This window comes from Nocardia sp. NPDC057272 (assembly GCF_042668615.1).
GTDB lineage: Bacteria > Actinomycetota > Actinomycetes > Mycobacteriales > Mycobacteriaceae > Nocardia.
This window is the reverse complement of the sequence record NZ_JBHUYK010000050.1, coordinates 1-18,746: the sequence shown is the minus strand read 5'-3', so window position 1 is coordinate 18,746 and position 18,746 is coordinate 1. Positions and strand designations below refer to the sequence as shown.

The 18,746-nt window shown below is 68.8% G+C and carries 14 protein-coding genes; 3 read left to right on the top strand and 11 right to left on the bottom strand.

Annotated elements, in window-relative coordinates; genetic code table 11:
- Window positions 1-186: 186 nt before the first annotated feature.
- The 9 genes from proB to ACFULV_RS34225 form a co-directional block, all read right to left on the bottom strand.
- Window positions 187-1,302, bottom strand: a complete 1,116-nt coding sequence (gene proB, locus ACFULV_RS34265; RefSeq protein WP_378664137.1) for a glutamate 5-kinase — start codon at window positions 1,300-1,302, stop codon at window positions 187-189.
- Window positions 1,303-1,407: 105 nt separating this feature from the next.
- Complete coding sequence (obgE, locus tag ACFULV_RS34260) at window positions 1,408-2,871, bottom strand: GTPase ObgE (protein WP_062985264.1); 1,464 nt, start codon at window positions 2,869-2,871, stop codon at window positions 1,408-1,410.
- 122 nt (window positions 2,872-2,993) lie between these two features.
- Window positions 2,994-3,260, bottom strand: a complete 267-nt coding sequence (gene rpmA, locus ACFULV_RS34255) for a 50S ribosomal protein L27 (protein ID WP_056821498.1) — start codon at window positions 3,258-3,260, stop codon at window positions 2,994-2,996.
- A 24-nt stretch (window positions 3,261-3,284) separates the two neighbouring features.
- On the bottom strand, window positions 3,285-3,596 hold the full coding sequence (gene rplU, locus ACFULV_RS34250) for a 50S ribosomal protein L21 (RefSeq protein ID WP_067456085.1): 312 nt from the start codon (window positions 3,594-3,596) through the stop codon (window positions 3,285-3,287).
- A 261-nt stretch (window positions 3,597-3,857) separates the two neighbouring features.
- Window positions 3,858-7,034, bottom strand: a complete 3,177-nt coding sequence (locus ACFULV_RS34245; protein WP_378664134.1) for a translation initiation factor IF-2 N-terminal domain-containing protein — start codon at window positions 7,032-7,034, stop codon at window positions 3,858-3,860.
- A gap of 533 nt (window positions 7,035-7,567) precedes the next feature.
- A complete protein-coding gene (ndk, locus tag ACFULV_RS34240) occupies window positions 7,568-7,984 on the bottom strand; it encodes a nucleoside-diphosphate kinase (protein ID WP_266298471.1) in 417 nt (138 codons plus the stop codon).
- 52 nt (window positions 7,985-8,036) lie between these two features.
- A complete protein-coding gene (locus ACFULV_RS34235; RefSeq protein WP_378664142.1) occupies window positions 8,037-8,378 on the bottom strand; it encodes a DUF4233 domain-containing protein in 342 nt (113 codons plus the stop codon).
- A 56-nt stretch (window positions 8,379-8,434) separates the two neighbouring features.
- Window positions 8,435-9,805, bottom strand: coding sequence for a bifunctional folylpolyglutamate synthase/dihydrofolate synthase (locus ACFULV_RS34230; RefSeq protein WP_378664140.1), 1,371 nt, complete (start codon window positions 9,803-9,805; stop codon window positions 8,435-8,437).
- Between the two features lie 107 nt (window positions 9,806-9,912).
- Window positions 9,913-12,591, bottom strand: coding sequence for a valine--tRNA ligase (locus ACFULV_RS34225; protein ID WP_378664132.1), 2,679 nt, complete (start codon window positions 12,589-12,591; stop codon window positions 9,913-9,915).
- Between the two features lie 299 nt (window positions 12,592-12,890).
- Between ACFULV_RS34225 and ACFULV_RS34220 the strand changes: the two genes are divergently transcribed.
- Window positions 12,891-13,583 carry an AAA family ATPase gene (locus tag ACFULV_RS34220; RefSeq protein WP_378664130.1) on the top strand — a complete coding sequence of 231 codons (693 nt, stop codon included), beginning with the start codon at window positions 12,891-12,893 and terminating at the stop codon, window positions 13,581-13,583.
- On the opposite strand, the gene ACFULV_RS34215 is transcribed toward ACFULV_RS34220, so the two are convergent.
- Both ACFULV_RS34215 and ACFULV_RS34210 read right to left on the bottom strand, forming a co-directional pair.
- A complete protein-coding gene (locus ACFULV_RS34215) occupies window positions 13,584-14,531 on the bottom strand; it encodes a YegS/Rv2252/BmrU family lipid kinase (RefSeq protein ID WP_378664127.1) in 948 nt (315 codons plus the stop codon).
- Window positions 14,528-16,156 carry an FAD-binding oxidoreductase gene (locus ACFULV_RS34210; protein ID WP_378664124.1) on the bottom strand — a complete coding sequence of 543 codons (1,629 nt, stop codon included), beginning with the start codon at window positions 16,154-16,156 and terminating at the stop codon, window positions 14,528-14,530. The genes ACFULV_RS34215 and ACFULV_RS34210 overlap by 4 nt, the downstream gene beginning before the upstream one ends.
- Window positions 16,157-16,352: 196 nt before the next feature.
- Here ACFULV_RS34210 and ACFULV_RS34205 point away from each other — a divergent pair, with 196 nt between their 5' ends.
- Together ACFULV_RS34205 and ACFULV_RS34200 are read left to right on the top strand one after the other, a co-directional pair.
- Window positions 16,353-16,961 carry a TetR/AcrR family transcriptional regulator gene (locus ACFULV_RS34205; RefSeq protein WP_378639422.1) on the top strand — a complete coding sequence of 203 codons (609 nt, stop codon included), beginning with the start codon at window positions 16,353-16,355 and terminating at the stop codon, window positions 16,959-16,961.
- Window positions 16,961-18,520: an FAD-dependent oxidoreductase gene (locus tag ACFULV_RS34200; protein ID WP_378664121.1), complete on the top strand. Its 1,560-nt coding sequence runs from the start codon at window positions 16,961-16,963 to the stop codon at window positions 18,518-18,520. Before ACFULV_RS34205 ends, ACFULV_RS34200 begins: the two co-directional genes overlap by 1 nt.
- Window positions 18,521-18,746 lie beyond the last annotated feature (226 nt).

The window sequence follows — 18,746 nt, the reverse complement described above, 5'->3', positions numbered from 1 at the left end:
GGCGCCGGTGCGTAGGCGACGAAGGAGCAAGCACCGGTGCCTGACCGGCGGCCCCTCAGGGCCGCGGACACGCGCGCGCCAGCGCGCCAACAAACACAGCGTTCACCGTTCTGGGACTACCCAAACCCAGGCCATCACTTTCCGGCCCGCGCCTGTCGACCACACGACCGAGAACGAAGTCTCCGTTCAGACCTTGACCAGATCGTCCGCATGAATCACCGGACGCTGCATAGTGTCCGGAAGATCAGTCGTAGACCGGCCGAGCATCGAGACGAGCTCACCACTGTCATATTCGATAACCCCCCGAGCGACAACCTCGTCATCCGGACTGACCAGATCGACCACATCCCCCCCGAAGAAGCGACCACGAATACCGGTGATCCCCGCCGCCAACAACGAGTGCCGCTGAGCCACCGCATCAACCGCCCCCGCATCGAGCAGAACCGCACCCCGCGGATCAGCGGCATGACGAACCCAGAACTTACGACCAGAGAGCCGGATCGGCCGAGCAGCGAACGCCGTGCCCACAGTGCCACTGGTGAGGGCGACCGATGCATCAGCGGCAGAGGCCAGCAGAACGGGAATCCCCGCGTCAGCCGCGAGACGGGCAGCGGAGAGCTTGGAGGCCATGCCACCGGTCCCGAGCGCACCACCGCTACCCGCGATGACGCCGTCGAGGTCGGCGCTGCTGCGCACCTCGGGAATGAAATTGGCGGCGCCCTTGCGCGGATCACCATCGTAGAGACCGGCCACGTCCGACAGCAGGATCAGAGCGTCAGCACCCACCAGATGCGCCACCAGGGCGGCGAGCCGGTCGTTGTCGCCGAAGCGGATCTCCTCGGTGGCGACCGTGTCGTTCTCGTTCACCACCGCGATCGCGCCGAGCGAACGCAACCGGTCCAGCGTGCGCTGGGCGTTGCGGTGATGCTCACGGCGGGCGAAATCGTCGGCGGAGAGCAGGATCTGGCCGACGGTGCGGTCATAGCGGGCGAACGACGTGCCCCATGCGTGGGCGAGAGCCAGCTGTCCGACGCTGGCCGCGGCCTGCTTGGTCGCGAGGTCCTTGGGCCGTTTCGACAGACCGAGCGGAGCGAGCCCCGCGCCGATCGCGCCCGAGGACACGACCACCACGTCCGAACCGGCCCGCATCCGCGCCTCGACCGCGTCGGCCAGCAGATCGAGGCGAGCAGTGTCGAGGCCACCTTCGAGGCTGGTCAACGCCGACGAGCCGATCTTCACCACCACGGTGCGCGCCGACACGATCGCCGCGCGTCCCTGACTCAGCTCCGAACCCACCTGCATCGTTCAACTCCCTGCACCACGATCACCGAGCTACCTCGTCAACCATCGCAGTATGCCGATCCAATGGCCGCGCCCGACAGCGATTTTCGCCGGGCGCGACCCACCTCACTCTTTGCGTTCGCCGTTTTCGTCGAGCAGACCACGCCGCGCCTGCGAGGCGAGCTTGCGCTCGGCCGCACCGATACGATCGTTGGTCTCGAGCCGGAGGTCGGTTCCGCGGCCGGTCGGCTGCATATCGACACCCGCCGAGATCATCGGCTCCCATTCGAAGGTCACACCGGCGATGGTGACCGGGCAGCCCGGCTGCGCACCCTGTTTGACCAGCTCGGCTTCGACGCCGAGGCGGGCCAACCGGTCGGCCAGATAGCCGACGGCCTCGTCGTTGTTGAAGTCGGTCTGGCGAATCCAGCGCTCGGGGCGAGTGCCGCGCACGATGAAACCACCCGCCTCCTCCGGGTCGGCGATGACGCTGAAACCGGTCTCGTCGGTCGCGATCGGGCGGATGATGGTGCGCTTGGGCGCGGCCTTGGGGTGATCCTCGCGATACTGACGAACCATGTCGGCCAGCGCGAACGTCAACGGGCGCAGGCCCGCGCGGCTCACAGCGGAGATCTCGAACACCGGCCAGCCACGCTCGGCGAACTCAGCGGACACCATTTCGGCCAGCTCGGCCGCATCGGGCACGTCGGTCTTGTTGAGGATGACCACGCGCGGGCGGTCGGCCAGATCACCGAGGCTGGCGTCACCCGACAAGGCGGGCTTGTAGGCAGCGAGCTCGGCCTCGAGTGCATCGACGTCGGAGACCGGGTCGCGGCCGGGTTCCAGGGTCGCGCAGTCGACGACGTGGGCGAGTACCGCGCAGCGTTCGATGTGGCGCAGAAAGTCCAGGCCGAGGCCGCGGCCTTCGCTGGCACCGGGGATCAGGCCGGGCACGTCGGCGATGGTGAAGGTCGTGTCACCGGACAGCACGACGCCCAAGTTGGGGACCAGCGTGGTGAACGGGTAATCGGCGATCTTCGGCTTGGCCGCGGACAGCACCGAGACCAGCGACGACTTGCCCGCGGACGGGAAGCCGACGAGTCCGACGTCGGCGACCGACTTCAGCTCGAGTACGACGTCGACCTCGTCGCCCTCTTCACCGAGCAGCGCGAAACCGGGCGCCTTGCGTGCCTTGGACGCCAGCGAGGCGTTGCCGAGGCCACCGCGGCCACCGCGGGCGATGATGAACCGGTTGCCCGCGCCGACGAGGTCGCAGACCACCTTGCCGTCGTCATCGACGACGACCGTTCCGTCGGGGACCTGCAGCACCAGATCGGCGCCGTTCTTGCCCTCTCGGTTGCTGCCCTCGCCCGGCTTGCCGTTGCCGGCCTTGGCGTTGGGGTGGAAATGGAAATCGAGCAGGGTGTGGACGTTGGCGTCGACCTCGAGGATCACGTCGCCACCGCTGCCGCCGTTGCCGCCGTCCGGCCCACCGAGCGGCTTGAACTTCTCACGATGCACCGAGGCGCAACCGTGTCCACCTCTACCGGCACGAACATGCAGCACGACGCGGTCGATGAATTTGGACATGGGTTGATCCTCCTCCTTCTGACTAGTCGTTTGCGGTAAGGGGCAGGGAGAACACGACAGAGCGGGTCAGGGAATCAACCCTGACCCGCTCTGGTGTCTGTGGGGAGCGAAGCTCCAGGCGGTCAGGCCTGGACCGGCTCCGGAACGACGATGTTGACGGTCTTGCGGCCACGCTTGGTGCCGAACTCGACCGCGCCCGCCTCGAGGGCGAACAGCGTGTCGTCGCCACCACGGCCGACGTTCACGCCCGGGTGGAAGTGAGTTCCACGCTGACGGACCAGGATCTCGCCCGCGCTGACCTTCTGGCCGCCGAAACGCTTCACGCCGAGGCGCTGGGCGTTCGAATCGCGGCCGTTCCGGGAGCTGGATGCGCCCTTCTTATGTGCCATTGCTTCGTCTCCTCGGGAAAATTCTTACTTGATGCCGGTGACCTTGATGACCGTCAGCGGCTGACGGTGACCCTGGCGCTTGTGGTAGCCGGTCTTGTTCTTGAACTTGTGGATCCGGATCTTCGGGCCCTTGGTCTGGTCGATGACCTCAGCGGCCACGGAGATCTTGGCCAGCTTGTCGGCGTCGGTGGTCAGATCGGTACCGTCGACGACGAGAACCGGGGTCAGCGCCACGGCGGTGCCGACCGCGCCCTCGATCTTCTCGACCTTCACCAGGTCACCGACCGCGACCTTGTACTGCTTTCCGCCGGTCTTGACGATTGCGTACGCTGCCATCGGTCGGCTTCCTCCACTCACATTGGTCCTGCACATGTCCACGGCGCAGCTGCGACGCGTATTCCTGGGCTCATCCCCGCACGAGCGGGGGAAGAACGTTTGCTGCCTGCGGTATCACCCGGCCTGCTCGGCTGGATGCTCAATCACTGGGCAGCGACCGACCTAGGTTACCAGAATGGTATCCACTCCCCCAATTCGGCCGGTCAGGGGCCGAATCGAGGGCTTGCGTGCGCGGAGCGATCCGCGCACGCAAGCATCGGGTTACTTCGATTCGGCGGCCGGCGCGCCCGCGGGACGACCCACGGCGCGACGACGCGGCTTGCGCTCCGGGACGACCACGGGCTCCGCTGCGAAGTCCACGACGGCCGCCGCGGGCGGCTGCTCGTTCGCCGACAGGACGAACACGGCTCCCGCGCTGTCCGGTGCGGGCGCTGCCGTCGACCGGGCTACGCGACGCCTACGAGGCGCCCGCGGTGCGGGTTCCTCGGCGGCGGCGGCCGGTTCGGGCTCGGCGACCGGAGCCGGTTGCGGGGTCTCGACGACCGGCGGCTCGACCACAGCGGCGGTCTCGGCCGGGGCGGAGATCACCGCCTCTTCCTCGACCTCGGGCTCGACGGCCTCGGGCTCGGCCTCACCGGAGATGACCCCGGTGAGCGGACCCTCGGTGCTCTGCTCGGTATTCGCCGCGGCGGCACCACGACCCGACCGGCGCGACCGCGAACGCGACCGCGACCTGCTGGGCTCGGCGGGCGCCTCCTCGACGACCTCGGTGTGCTCGTCGCTGTGCTCGTCGTCGTGATGACCTGCCATCGCGAGTACCACCGGGTGGGCCCGCTTGACGGCGATGTCCTCTTCGGCGTGCTCGGCGGCCGGTGCGGTGCCGTTGGTCGCGGGCGCCGCGGTGGCCGCGGGCTTGTCGCGATCCTTACCGCGACGACGACGCGAACCGCCCTCCTTCGACCGCGGCTCCTCGACCCCGGACCCGGAATCCACCGGGTAGGAGTGCACGAGAATGCCGCGACCGTGGCAGTGCTCACAGGTGGTGGAGAACGCCTCGACCAGTCCGGTACCCAGCTTCTTGCGGGTCATCTGGACCAGGCCCAGCGAGGTGACCTCCGACACCTGGTGGCGGGTGCGGTCGCGCCCGAGCGCCTCGGTGAGACGACGGAGCACCAGGTCACGGTTGGATTCGAGGACCATGTCGATGAAGTCGACGACGATCATGCCGCCGATATCGCGCAGCCGCATCTGGCGCACGATCTCCTCGGCCGCTTCCAGGTTGTTCTTGGTGACGGTCTCTTCGAGGTTCGACGAGCCCGAACCGGTGAACTTGCCGGTGTTGACGTCGACGACGGTCATCGCCTCGGTGCGGTCGATCACCAAGGTGCCGCCCGAGGGCAGCCACACCTTGCGATCGAGCGCCTTGGCCAGCTGCTCGTCGATCCGGAAGGCGTCGAACACGTCGACACCGTTGTTCTCGTGCCGGTTGACCCGCGGCAGCAGATCGGGCGCCACCGTGCGGACATAGGTTTCGACGGTGCTCCACGCGCGGTCACCTTCGATGACCAGCTTGGCGAAGTCCTCGTTGAACAGGTCGCGGATGACCTTGACCAGCATGTCGGGCTCTTCGTAGAGGGCCTTCGGTGCGTTGGTCTCCTTGGCGGCGGCCTCTTCGATGGTGCGCCAGGCAGCCTGCAGCCGCTCGACGTCGCGAGCCAGTTCGGGCTCGCTGACACCCTCGGACGCGGTCCGGATGATCACCCCGGCGTCGGACGGGACGATCTCGCGCAGGATCTCCTTGAGCCGCTTGCGCTCGGTATCGGGCAGCTTGCGGCTGATCCCGGTGGAAGTGCCACCGGGCACGTACACCAGGAAGCGACCCGCGAGCGAGATCTGGGTGGTGAGACGGGCGCCCTTGTGACCCACCGGGTCCTTGGACACCTGCACCAGCACCTGATCGCCGGGCTTGAGCGCCTGCTCGATCTTGCGCTCGCGACCGCCGAGACCAGCGGCTTCCCAGTTCACCTCACCGGCGTAGAGCACACCGTTGCGGCCGCGGCCGATGTCGATGAACGCCGCTTCCATGCTGGGCAGCACGTTCTGGACCTTGCCGAGGTAGACGTTGCCCACCATCGACGCCTGACCGGAACTGGTGACGAAGTGCTCGACGAGGATGTTGTCCTCGAGGACCGCCACCTGGGTGGTGGTCTGGTGACCGGGCGCGTGCTCGGCGGGGTCGAACGCCTTCTCGCGCACGACCATCACCCGGTCGACCGCTTCGCGGCGGGCCAGGAACTCCGACTCGGTCAGGATCGGCGGACGACGACGCCCGGCTTCCCTGCCGTCACGGCGACGCTGACGCTTCGCTTCCAGCCGGGTGGAGCCGGAGATGCCCTGCACTTCGTCGGGGTTGCTCGCACTGGAACGTTCGCGACGCTTGTTGCGGGGCTCACGCTCGTGCACGACGGTGTTCGGCGGATCGTCTTCGGTGGCCGCCTCGGCGTCGCCGGACTCACCACCGACCTTGCGACGGCGACGACGACGGCGACGACGGCTCGCGCCATCGGAGGATCCGTCTTCGTCATCGGTCTCGGATTCGGTGTCCTCGGCCTGTTCGGCCTCGGCGCCGACCTGCTCGGCCGGCTGCTCGGCCTCGTCGGTGTCGTCGTCATCGGTGTCGGACTCGTTGTCCTCACCGTCGGCGGACTGCTCGCCACGACCGCGACCACGGCCACGGCGGCCACGGCGACGGCGGCGCGGCTGGCCGTCGGCGTCGTTGTCACCGGACTGATCGGCGGACTCGTCGTCGACCTCGACTTCGGGCTCCTCGGCCTTCGGCGCGGCGGGCTGCTCGTCGACCGGCGGTGCGGCGGGCTCTTCGGTCTTCTTGGGGGTCCGCTCGGCGCGACGGCGCTTGCGGGCCTCCTCGGCGGCGGTGGCATCCGGCGGGAGGAACAGCGGCATGCCCACCGAGGCGGGCGCCTCGAAGGTGACCGGCTCGGCCTGCGCGGGGTTCTCGGACACCCGGTGGGTGAACAGATCGGTGTGCGCGTCGTCGCGCATCGCGGCGAACACCTCGTCGGTGCGCGCGACGTGCGGCGCGGAGAACAGCGACGCGGGCGCCGCTGAGGTGTCGGCCGGCTGCTCGGCGACGGGTGTGGACGCGGCGCGCTTCTTCGCGCGCGTAGTCGGTGCTGGTGCTTCGTCGGGGGCGCCGGGTTCGGCGTCAGCGGCGGCGATCGCGTCGCGCACCGTTTCGGCGACCGAACGGTCGACATTGGATTGAACGCTGCGCGCCTCGGCGCCCAGCTCGGCCAGTTTGGCCAGGATGCGTTTGCTGGTCACTCCCAACCGTTTGGCCAGTGCATGAACTCGAATTCGCTCCGGCAATTGATCGGCATCCTGTTGTGTTGTGTCCAGCGGCTCTTTTTCGGCCACGAAGTCTCCTCGGGCCCCCGGGCGCGTCCTTCCCCGGTACGGGAGTGACGCGGCCGACGCGGGGGCATCGTCCGTGCACCTCGTACCCGATGGTACGAGGGTCATCTGGTCTCGCCCCGCGTGTCCGGTCGCACCTTGATCGATCGTCTGGCGCGCCAACCGGTCACACGGCGCCTGGCTGTACGGCGTGGCACCGCGCTTTCGAGCGCTCATCCAGCGTGCCTGCGCGGGCAACCCCAGCAACAGGGCCGTCCGTGGCAGCGATGATCGGCATCAACCGCGGTGTCATCCGGTCATGTCCGACCCCGCGTCACGTACCTGCGCGACAGGTCGGCGTCGAACACATCCGTAATCAGTATCCCATACGGTTCGCGCGGGGAGCGCCATCGGCGCAACTCACGCGAACTCCGCCCCGCTCACGGCCGTGGTATCACCCGGTGGATCCGGCAAGCGAGGGCACCCCGGCCGAGCGGAGTTCGATACCGCCTGACCGGGTGTCCTTCTACCTTTGCTGCACTACCGACCGCTGCGGGTCAGGCGGGAAATTCGGGGAACCAGAGGGCGATCTCGCGCTTGGCGGACTCGGGCGAGTCGGATCCGTGGACCAGGTTGAACTGGGTCTCCAGGCCGAAGTCGCCGCGGATGGTGCCGGGCACGGCCTTCTCTACCGGGTCGGTGCCACCGGCGAGCTGACGGAACGCCGCGATCGCGCGCGGGCCTTCGAGCACGGCCGCGACGACCGGGCCGGAGGTGATGAATTCGATGAGCGAGCCGAAGAAGGGCCGCTCGGCATGTTCGGCGTAGTGCTCAGCCGCGAGTTCCGCGGACACGTTCTTCAGCTCCAGCGCCTGGAAAGTGAGGCCCTTGCGCTCGATGCGCGCGAGGATCTCGCCGGTGAGGCCTCGGGAGACACCGTCCGGCTTGATGAGTACCAACGTCTGCTCAGTCACGGGCTAACCCTAGCGCCGGCTGTGTCAGCACGCCGATCGGGCCCTCGAGCGGTCAGGACTTGGTGCCCATTCGCTGGCTGGGGAGCAGTCCCGCGTCCATTCGGCGCTGGACATCCGAGCGCAGGACGAGGATGAACGCCCAGACCGCGATGAACACCACCGCGATCACGCCGATCGAGAGGTGGATGAAGGCACCCGCGAGCAGCAACACCTGCAGGCCCAGGTTGAACGGGATCGCCCACGGCTTCCGCTGTACACCCGCGCCCAGGATCATCAGCAGCGAGAGCACCACGAGATAGGTTCCGGAGAACAACGTGACACCGCCGCCCACGTCGGCGACCACCGGCAAAGCCAGCAACACCACGATCGCCTCGAGGATCAACGTCCCCGCCATGACGCCGCGCAGACCCTTCCACGGATCGTTGGCGGGAGGAGGCACTTCTTCTTTACTCACGCCGGAGCCTTTCCGAACAGGGCGCGCGCCGCGCCCGCGGTGACGACCGATCCGGTGACCACCACGCCTGCACCGGAGATCACGTCGCCCTCGTCGCCCGCCTGCTCGGCCAGCGCGATCGCCGACTCCAGCGCGTCGGGCAGGGTCTCGGCGGTGATCACGCGTTCATCGCCGAACCGCTGCACGGCCAGGTCGGCCAGCGAGTCCACGTCCATGGCCCGCGGGGAGCCGTTGCTGGTGACGACGATTTCGTCGAAGACCGGTTCGAGCGCGTCGAGGATCCCGGCCGCGTCCTTGTCGGCGAGCACCGCGACCACCCCGACCAGCTTGCGGAAGTCGAACTCGCCGGTGAGCGTCGCGGCCAGCGCCTGCGCACCCGCCGGGTTGTGGGCAGCGTCGACGAAGATGGTCGGCGCGTTGCGCATCCGTTCCATCCGCCCCGGGCTGGCCACCGTCGCGAAACCGGCGCGCACGGCCTCGATATCGAGCTGACGATCCGCGCCCGCCCCGAAGAACGCCTCCACCGCGGCCAGCGCCAGCGCCGCGTTGCGGGCCTGGTGCTCGCCGTGCAGCGGCAGGAAGATCTCGTCGTAGACACCGCCGAGCCCCTGGAGGGTGAGCAGCTGTCCACCGACGGCGACGCCCCGTTCCAGCACCCGGAACTCCGCGCCCTCGCGGGCCACCGCGGCGTCTTCGGCGACGGCTCGGCGCAGCAGCACGTCCATCACCTCGGGCTCCTGCTCGGCGATCACTGCGACGGTGTCGGTCGGGATCAGCGCCTCGGGTGCGCGCTTGATGATCCCGGCCTTCTCCTTGGCGATCGACTCGAGATCCGGGCCCAGGTACTCGGTGTGGTCGAGGCCGATCGGGGTGATCACCGCGACCTGCGCGTGGATCACATTGGTGGCGTCCCAGGTGCCACCCATCCCGGTTTCCACGACGGCCACGTCGACCGGCGCCTCGGCGAACGCGGCGTAGGCCATGCCGGTGAGCACCTCGAACTTGCTCATCGCCGGGCCGTCGGATTCGGCGGAACGCTGGTCGATCATGCCGATATAGGGCGCCAGCTCGTGGTAGGTCGCCACATAGCCGGCCGGGGAGATCGGCGCGTTGTCGATGCTGATCCGCTCGGTCGCCAGCTGCAGGTGCGGGCTGGTGATCCGGCCGGTGCGCCGATGCAGGGCGGTGAGCAGGGCGTCGATCATCCGGGTCACCGAGGTCTTGCCGTTGGTGCCCGCGACATGGATCGCCGGATAGTTGTTCTGCGGGTTACCCAGCAGATCCATCAGGGTGGCGATCCTGGTGAGCGAGGGTTCGATCTTGGTTTCGGGCCAGCGCTTGTCGAGCTCGGCCTCGACCAGCGCCATCTCGGCGAGGTCGACCGGCGACGGCCCGGTGCTGAGCTGGGCCGCGCTGTAGTCGCTGCCACCGAAGTCGGCGTCTTCGGGGTCGAGGTCACCGGGGCCCAGGTCGCTCACTTGGCGCTCAGCTCCGCCAGACGGGCGCCGATGCGCGTGACTTCGGCCGCGGCCACATCACGTCGACCGGTGATCTTGTCGACGACCGGCTGCGGCGCCTTGGCCAGGAAGGCCTCGTTGCCGAGCTTGGCCGTGGTGGTGTCGAGGTCCTTCTGCGCGGCCGCGAGATCCTTCTCCAGCCGGCGACGCTCGGCGTCGAGGTCGATCGCGCCGGAGGTGTCGAGTTGCACGGTGACGGTGCCGCCGGACAGCCGCACCTCCACCTCGGCGGTGGTGGCGAAGTCCTCGCCCGGTTCGGTGAGCCGGGCCAGGTTGGCCACCGAGTCGGCGAACCCGCCGAGCCCGATCTCTTCGATCCCGACGAGAGTGGCCTTCACCTTCTGCTTGTCGGCCAAGCCCTGATCGCCGCGGAACCGGCGGATCTCGGTGATCAACCGCTGCGTATCGGCCACTCGCTGCGCGGCGAGTTCGTCGGTCGCGACGCCACTGGCCTGGGGCCACGCGGCGATCACCACCGATTCGCCACCGGTGAGCGCCTTCCACAGGGTCTCGGTGACGAACGGGATCACCGGGTGCAGCAGGCGCAGCACCGCGTCGAGCACACTGCCGAGCACCACCGCGGTGCTCTCGGCGCGCGCGTCGGATTCGGCGAACTGCACCTTGGACAGCTCCAGGTACCAGTCGCACAGCTCGTCCCACGCGAAGTGGTAGAGCGCCTCGCAGGCCTTGCCGAATTCGTAGGCGTCGAAGGCGGTGTCGACCTCGGCGCGGACCGCCTCGAGCCGGTCGACGATCCAGCGGTCGGCGTCGGTGAGGGTCTCGCGCGGGGGCAGCTCACCGGTGCGCGCACCGTTCATCAGGGCGAACTTGGTGGCGTTGAACAGCTTGGTGACGAAGCTGCGCGAGGCCAGCGCGTGCGCGTCGCCGACGGACAGATCGCCGCCGGGCTGAGCGCCGCGGGCCAGGGTGAAGCGCAGCGCGTCGGCGCCGTAGGAGTTGATCCAGTCGAGCGGGTCGATGCCGTTGCCGCGCGACTTCGACATCTTCTTGCCGTGCTGGTCGCGGATCAGGCCATGCAGGAACACGTCTTCGAACGGGACCTGCTTCTGGCCGCCCTTACCCGCGGTGAGCACCGGATCGTCGCTCACGTACATGCCGAACATCATCATCCGGGCCACCCAGAAGAACAGGATGTCGTACCCGGTGACGAGGACGCTGGTCGGATAGAACTTCGACAGCTCCGGAGTCGAGTCGGGCCAGCCCATCGTGGAGAACGGCCACAGACCCGAGGAGAACCAGGTGTCGAGCACGTCGGGGTCCTGCACCCAGCCCTCGGGCGCTTCCTCGCCGGGGCCCAGGCACACGACCTCGCCTTCGGGGCCGTACCAGATCGGGATGCGGTGGCCCCACCACAGCTGCCGCGAGATGCACCAGTCGTGCATGTTGTCGACCCAGTCGAACCAGCGCGGTTCCTGGCTGGCCGGGTGGATCTTCACATCGCCTTCGCGCACGGCGTCGCCCGCGGCCTTGGCCAGTGTGTCGACCTTGACCCACCACTGCATCGACAGGCGCGGCTCGATGGGCTCGCCGGAGCGCTCCGAGTGACCGACCTGATGCTTGTAGGGGAACTTGCGACCGACGATGCGACCTTCGGCCTCGAGACGCTCGCGGATCTTCACGCGGGCCTCGAAGCGGTCCATGCCGTCGAATTCGGTTCCGCTGTCGGCGATCCGGCCGGTCTTGTCCATGATCGTCGGCATCGGCAGGCCGTGGCGCAGGCCGAGCTCGAAGTCGTTGGGGTCGTGCGCCGGGGTGATCTTCACTGCGCCGGAACCGAACTCGGGGTCGACGTAGTCGTCGGCGACGATCGGGATCTGACGGCCGGTGATCGGGTGATACAGCGTGGTGCCGATCAGCGCCTTGTACCGCTCGTCGTCCGGATGGACCGCGACGGCGGTGTCACCGAGCATCGTCTCGACGCGGGTGGTGGCGACGATCACGTGCGGTTCGTCGTCGTTCAGTGAGCCGAACCGCATGCTCACGAGCTCGCCGTCGACCTCCTTGTGGTCGACCTCGAGGTCGGAGATGCCGGTCTGCAGCACCGGCGACCAGTTCACCAGGCGCTCGGCGCGGTAGATCAGACCCGAGTCGTAGAGCCGCTTGAAGATCGTCTGCACGGCGCGCGAGAGACCGTCGTCCATGGTGAAGCGGTCGCGGCTCCAGTCGACGCCGTCGCCGAGGCGACGCATCTGCCCCTGGATCTGCCCGCCGGATTCGCGCTTCCAGTCCCACACCTTGTCGATGAACAGCTCACGCCCGAAGTCCTCCTTGGACTTCCCGTCGACGGCGAGCTGCTTCTCCACCACCGTCTGCGTGGCGATACCGGCGTGGTCCATGCCCGGCAGCCACAGCACCTCGTAGCCCTGCATCCGCTTGCGGCGGGTGAGCAGGTCCATGATCGTGTGGTCGAGCGCGTGGCCCATGTGCAGAGTGCCGGTGACGTTGGGCGGCGGCAGCACGATCGAGTACGGCGGCTTGTCCGAGGCGGCGTCGGCGGCGAAGTACCCGGCGTTGACCCAGCCCTCGTACAGGTCGGCCTCTACCTCGCCGGGGTTCCAGCTCTTGGGCAGGGCATCGGCACGATTACGCGAGTTGTCAGGGGCTGCGCTGGTCACGTCCCAATCCTAAGGGGAGCGGCAACGAGCTTTTTCCCCGCCTACCCGAGCACAAAAAAAGACGGAATCTTCGGTGGATGAGGGACACCGAAGACTCCGTCTACAGCTCTGATACTACCGGCGATCGACCCCACTCAGCAGAATCCATATGGAATTCTCAGCTTCTACCCGGCGCTGGTCAGCACGGCCTGTGACGCGCCACGACGACACGCGGAAACCGTTGTCTCCCAAGCCTCCAGCCGAAATATCCGGGCAACCCCCGATTGCCGTTTTGTCCGTTTTACCGGACCCTGGAGAGGGTGACGCCCCCGCTCGATTCCTCGTCTCCCGTTCCCGCGTCGGCACCGAGGATCATCACCCCGATCGCCCTGCTGGACCTGCGCGCGAGCGCGGTCGAAGAACTGCGCTACCCGAGCAGCACGGTTCTGGTCTTCGCCGGTGTTCCCGGCGCGGGAAAGTCCACCGCGCTCCACCGCTTCTTCGGCTCGGGACCCGATGCCGAGCAGCCGGTGCGGACCGCGTCCGGCGCCCTCGTCCTCGACTCGAATCACACCCGCAATCGCCTGCGTCACCGCTTGGGCTGGGCGCCGTATTCCCTGTGGCGCCCGCTGGTCCACCTCGCGCACTACCGCGCGATCCGCGACGCGGTCCGCGCCAGCGACGGACCCGTCGCCATCCACGACTGCGCGACCTTCCGCTGGAGCCGTTGCCTGATCGCCCGCTGGACCGCGCAGGGCCGCCGCGAACTGCACATGGTGCTCATCGATGTGCCCGCGGAGCAGGCCAGATCGGGTCAGATCAGTCGAGGCAGAAGCGTCAACAGCCTGGCCTTCACGGGACACTGCCGACGCTGGGAAACGATGCTGGATTCCCTCGGAGCCCGCGGCACCACCCTCGCGCCGGACCCGCAACCTCTGTCCTCGACCTCGGTGGTGATCATCGATCGTCCGACGCTGCACGCGGTGTCCCGGATCGCCTTCGACCCGGCTTGATCAGGGAACCAGCACGCTCAACGCGCCCGGCATCGCCTGCACCGTCACCGGCAACATTCCCGCGGGCTCACCATCGGCCGTGGCGTATCCGCCCTCGGCACCGACGGTGATCCGGCGGGCCCGGTAACGCTTGGTCGCCGGGTGGTCGATCCGTTTGCCCGCCGACAACGCGGGCAGCAGCCGTGCCATCTCCAGCCGCGACACCGCGCCGACCACCGTGATGTCGAGGTACCCGTCATCGGCGAGTGCTTCCGGACACACCAGCATGCCGCCGCCGTAGGTGCGGGTGTTGCCGATCGGCGCCATCACCGCGTCGGTCAGGATCACCACATGGGAGTCGGGCGGATTGTCGAGCGCACCGGGCGCCAGGCCGGACAGCTCGATCCGGAACGGCAGGGTGTAGCCACGCATCAGTTCGACGATCGCGGCAGCGGTGTAGCGCAGCGGGCCACGGGGGTAGCGCATCTTGTTGGCGCGCAGGGTGACTCGCGCGTCGAAGCCGGTGCCGACCACAGTCGCGAACCAGGTGGGTGCGGCGTCCGCCGATTCGATCCGCCCCAGATCGATGGTCCGGGCTCGACCGCCCAGCACGATCTCGACGGCGGCCCGGGGGTCACCGGTCGGTATCCCGAATTCGCGCGCCAGGTCGTTGCCGGTACCCGCGGGCACCAGCCCGAGCGGCACCCCGCTGTGTGCGACAGCGGCCAGCAGCACGTTCATCAGCCCGTCACCGCCGACGCAGATCACCGCATCCGGCCGGTCCTCGTCGGCGACGAGCGTCCTGACCTGTGTCACCGACTCGTCCGCGCTCGGGGCTCGCACCTCGACCACCTCGACACCGCGCGCCCGTAGTTGGGCCAGCACCGCCTCGGCGACGTCGTCGCCCCGGCCCGACCCGGAATGCGGGTTCGTGACAACGACGACGCGCCGCATCGAATGTTCGCTCACGGCACCAGCTTCCCAGGGTTGAGCACTCCGGTGGGGTCGAGTTCGCGCTTCACCGCACGCAACACCCGAACCCCCAGGTCACCGATTTCGGCGCCCATCCACGGCCGGTGGTCGGCGCCCACGGCGTGGTGGTGGGTGATGGTGCCGCCCGCGGCGACCATCGCGTCGCTCGCGGCGGATTTGGCGATGCGCCACTGCGCGATCGGATCGTCGAGCTGCTTGGCGACGACGGTGAAGTACAGCGACGCCCCGGTCGGATAGGTGTGCGAGATGTGGCACATGACCAGCGCGGGGGTGCCCTGCGCACCGAGCGCGTCCATCAGCGCGCCGGTGACCTTCACCTTGAGGTTCGCCAGATTGGCCCAGCTGGTGGCGGTTTCGAGCGTCTCGCACAGCACGCCGACATCGAGTAGCGCGTCGCGCATGTAGGGCGCGGCGAACCGGCCGTGCTCCCACTGCTGGGCGGGCGCCTCGCCGAGTGCGGTGCCGCCCGCGGCGGCGAGCAGCTCGCTCGCCTCGGCCGATCGGGCCGCGACATGGGCCCGGCTGCCTTCGAAGGTGGTGATGGCGAGACAGCCCGATACCGGATTGCCGCCGACGTCGGCGGAGCGAGCCAGATTCAGACCCGTTTCGGCCTCGTCGGACAGCCGCATCACCGTCGGCGCGGCGCCGGCCTGCACCACACTGCGCAGCGCGGCGGCGCCGGTGGCGAAGTCGGGGAACGACCAGGCTTGGTAACCCACGGTTTCCGGCACGGGGTGCACCCGCAAGGTGACCGAGGTGATGATGCCGAGCGCGCCTTCGGATCCGACGAACAACTCGCGCAAGTCGGGTCCGGCCGCCGACGCGGGAGCGCGACCGAGGTCGAGGGTGCCCTGCGGGGTGGCGATCACCAGGCGCTCGACCATGTCGTCGAACCGGCCGTAGCCCGCCGACGCCTGCCCCGACGACCTGGTCGCGGCGAACCCGCCGATGCTGGCGAATTCGAAACTCTGCGGAAAGTGCCCGAGCGAAAGCCCGTGCGCACCGAGCAACTCCTCGGCCTGCGGGCCGGTGAGCCCGGCGCCGAGGGTGGCGGTGCCGCTGGCCGGATCCACCGCGGTGAGTGTGTCGAGCCTGCGCAGATCGAGCGCGATCACGGTGCCGAACTGCCCGCGTACGGGATCGACACCACCGACCACGCTGGTTCCGCCACCGAACGGCACGACGGCGACGCCGTGTTCGGCGCAGTACTCCAGCAGCGCGAGGACCTGCGGGTGATCGGCGGGGAAGACGACGGCGTCGGGGGCGTCCTGCGGTGTGTTCGCGCGTCGGCGCAGCAGGTCGGGGGTGCTCTTGCCGCCCGCGTGCCGCAGCCGGTCGAGATCGGCGGTAGTGAGATGTTCGTCACCGACGATCGCCGCCAGGCCCGCCCGATCGGCGTCCGTGAGCGTGGTGGGGATCAGCGGCACATCGTTCTCGTCGCGGCGCACGACCGGCTCGCCCGAGATCCCGAACACCTGCGCGAGCAGGCCACGGATCTGCGCCGACAGCGGCTGATGACCGGCGGCTACGCCCCAGGCGTCCCACACCATGCTCGGTGCCACGGTGGCGGACCCGGTTTGTTCGTGTTGCGTCTCGACCATGCGTTACATAATGACATATAGTGTCAAGCAGTAACCAACGATATGTCCCAGAGTCGACATCCGTACCGCTGTCGGATGTCACTACCGACCCTTCGCGACGGCAACCCCGCTGGTCCGCTCGATACCCTTGGGCGGTTCCAGCCCGACCACGGCGCTGCTGTCCCGGCGCCACCGAACACACCGGCGGTGAAGCACGATGATCGATCTCGCGACCCACGCTGACCAGCTTTCGCCCACCGACGTGGCGATTCTCGATGCCACGCGGGCCTGCGTCGTCGACTTCGGTGTTCGCCGAACCACGCTCACCGAGGTGGCGCGGCGGGCCGGGGTGAGCAGGCCGACGGTCTATCGCCGCTGGCCCGACACCGGATCGCTGATCGCCGAGCTGCTGGTGCGTGAACTGCGCACGATCGTCGCCGAGACCATGCCCGACACCGGCCTCGGCCGGGATCGGCTGGTCCACGGCATCGTGACGGGCTCGGCGGCGATTCGGTCGAACGCGGTGTTCGCCAAGATCTTCCGCACCGACACCGACCTGATGCTCACCTATGTGTTCGGCCGGCTCGGCCGCAATCAGCGCACGCTGATCGGGCTGTTCGCGACCGTGATCGAGCTCGGGCACCGAGACGGGTCGATCCGGGCGGGTGATGCCGAGCACATGGCCACCATGCTGCTGCTCATCACCCAGTCGGCGGTGCAGTCGGCGGGCACGGTGGAGTCGTTGCTGGCCGGTGCGGAGTTCGACGCCGAATTGTCCAGGGCTATCGAGGGTTACCTGCTCCCGCTACCCGATAAGGACTCCTGATGCCTGCTGACTTCCCCGCTTCCGGTGCCACCCTCAACGCGGCGCGCCGCGCCACCGACCTCACCGCACTGGGCGAGAACCCCGAGGTCGACGTGGTGGTGATCGGCGCCGGTGTGACCGGAACCGGCGTCGCCCTCGACGCCGCCGCGCGCGGACTGCGCACAATCCTGGTAGAGCGCAACGACTTCGCCTTCGGCACCAGCCGCTGGAGTTCGAAGCTGGTGCACGGGGGGCTGCGGTATCTGGCGAGCGGACGGGTCGGGATCGCGCACGAGAGCGCGGTCGAACGCGGCATCCTGCTGCGCACCACCGCACCACATCTGGTGCGCCCACTCCCCCAGCTCGTTCCCTTGCTGCCCGGCATCAAGCTGGGCCAGAGCTCACTCATCCGCGCGGGCTTCGCCGCCGGTGACGCGCTCCGGATCGCCGCGCACACCTCGGTCGACACGTTGCCGCGCTCGCGCCGGGTGGCCGCCGCCGAGGCCCTGCGCTTGGCCCCGACCGTGCGGCGCGACGGGCTGCGCGGTGGATTGCAGGCCTGGGACGGTCAACTCGTCGACGACGCCCGCTTGGTCGTCGCGCTGGCTCGCACGGCGGCCGCGCACGGCGCGACGGTGCTCACACGCATGGAGGCCGTTGCCGCGAAGGGTGATTCGGTCCAGCTGCGTGACACTCTCACCGGCGACACCTTGTCGGTCCGAGCACGGGCGGTCGTGAACGCGACCGGCGTCTGGGCGGGCGAAGTGGACCACAGCATCGAACTGCGGCCCAGCCGCGGCACCCACCTCGTCTTCGACGCCGCGGCGTTCGGTGGCCTCAGCGCCGCGCTGACGGTGCCGGTACCGGGCAGCATCAGCCGGTTCGTCTTCGCACTGCCCGCCGCGCACGGCCGCGTCTACCTCGGTCTCACCGACGAGGACGCGCCGGGCCCGATCCCCGACGAGCCACAGCCCACCGAGGCCGAGATCGACTTCCTGCTCGACACCATCAACACCGCGCTGCGCGAACCGCTGACCCGCGCCGATATCCGGGGCCGTTTCGCCGGCCTGCGCCCGCTGCTGAAGACCGCCGACGACAGCACCGCCGACATCTCCCGCGAACACGCGGTCCTCACTGCTCCCGACGGCCTGATCACGGTCGTCGGCGGCAAGCTCACCACCTACCGCCAGATGGCCCAGGACGCCGTCGACGCCGCGGTCGCCCAATCCGCGCTCACGGCCGCCCCTTGCCGCACCACCCGGATCCCCCTGGTCGGCGCGGTCGCCGGTGCCGCCCGCGACCGGATCGACGCGCCCCCGGTCCTCATCGAGCGCTACGGCAGCGAGGCGAGCCAGATCGTGTCGGCCTGGCTGGCCGATCCCACCCTCGCCGAACCGGTCGCCCCCGGAATCGACGTCACCGCAGCCGAATTCGACTTCGCCATCACCCACGAGGCCGCCCTCACCGTCGACGACCTGTTGGATCGCCGCACCCGCATCGGCCTGGTCCCCACCGACCGCGAATCCGCCGTCCCCGCCGCCGAAGCCGCCTTCGCCAGACACACCGCCATCACCACCTGATCAACCGAGACGTGCCCCCGACCGCACTCCCAACCACACGGTCTACCCGGCCCCATCTCCCTCTCCAACAACTCACAGCGCGCACACCCAGCGCGTCCCCCTCTTCAACAACCCACCCAACCCAACCACCGCACTCCCGACCCCTAGGGAGGGACGGCCACGAAGTGGCCGGTCCGCGGCCGGGCCGCCGGTTAGGCGCCGCGGAGATGCGACGAAGGAGCGATTC

Bases quoted from the DNA above. Each gene is read 5' to 3' on its own strand.
- rpmA (WP_056821498.1), bottom strand. From the start codon at position 3,260: ATGGCACATAAGAAGGGCGCATCCAGCTCCCGGAACGGCCGCGATTCG.
- rplU (WP_067456085.1), bottom strand. From the start codon at position 3,596: ATGGCAGCGTACGCAATCGTCAAGACCGGCGGAAAGCAGTACAAGGTC.
- ACFULV_RS34210 (WP_378664124.1), bottom strand. From the start codon at position 16,156: ATGGTCGAGACGCAACACGAACAAACCGGGTCCGCCACCGTGGCACCG.
- proB (WP_378664137.1), bottom strand. From the start codon at position 1,302: ATGCAGGTGGGTTCGGAGCTGAGTCAGGGACGCGCGGCGATCGTGTCG.
- ACFULV_RS34200 (WP_378664121.1), top strand. From the start codon at position 16,961: ATGCCTGCTGACTTCCCCGCTTCCGGTGCCACCCTCAACGCGGCGCGC.
- ACFULV_RS34205 (WP_378639422.1), top strand. From the start codon at position 16,353: ATGATCGATCTCGCGACCCACGCTGACCAGCTTTCGCCCACCGACGTG.
- ACFULV_RS34235 (WP_378664142.1), bottom strand. From the start codon at position 8,378: ATGGCGGGGACGTTGATCCTCGAGGCGATCGTGGTGTTGCTGGCTTTG.
- ACFULV_RS34230 (WP_378664140.1), bottom strand. From the start codon at position 9,805: ATGGCGCTGGTCGAGGCCGAGCTCGACAAGCGCTGGCCCGAAACCAAG.
- obgE (WP_062985264.1), bottom strand. From the start codon at position 2,871: ATGTCCAAATTCATCGACCGCGTCGTGCTGCATGTTCGTGCCGGTAGA.